The sequence below is a fragment of the Streptomyces sp. ADMS genome, assembly GCF_033441795.1.
GTDB lineage: Bacteria > Actinomycetota > Actinomycetes > Streptomycetales > Streptomycetaceae > Streptomyces.
The window spans coordinates 1-458 of the sequence record NZ_JAVFVX010000437.1 but is presented as its reverse complement, the minus strand read 5'-3'; the positions used below and the strand labels follow the sequence as shown (position 1 = coordinate 458).

The 458-nt window shown below is 72.5% G+C and carries 1 protein-coding gene; it reads left to right on the top strand.

The annotated features are described in order from the left end of the window. Positions 1-196 precede the first annotated feature (196 nt). Positions 197-458 (top strand): esterase (locus RB628_RS41440; RefSeq protein WP_318325771.1); only part of this gene is annotated, 262 nt, incomplete at its 3' end.

Here is a 458-nt window from a genome sequence, read left to right as displayed (position 1 = left end):
TCGGCACCGACGTCGTCGTGCGCGACGGCGTCGCGTTCATCGCCGACGACGGCCAGGAGGACTACCTCCCGCGAGCGGTCCGCGACGCCCTCGCCTGGACCTAACCCCGGCGCACTGATCCTGGCAGGAGGTTCCCATCTCACCGCGACCCCACCCTTTCGCCGCCCGCCCGCTGCAAGGCCTCGCTCTGCGGCCCATGCCGTCCGGGGTGCGCGGCGCACTCGTCCACCGCGTCTCTGCTCTTCCCACCGGACCGCTCGACGTCTCCTGGCTCCCGGCCGACGCCCCCAGACTCCCTCTCGGCCGCATCCGCCTCTACTGGGAACCCGCCTCCCTGTCAGGCTGGGACGTCACCGCCCACCTCGGGCTGGCCAACACAGAGGTCCATCTCGCCTCCTGGCCTGCCGCACCCGACGACTGGCCGCACCTGGTCCGCCCGACCATCCACGAGGTACGCG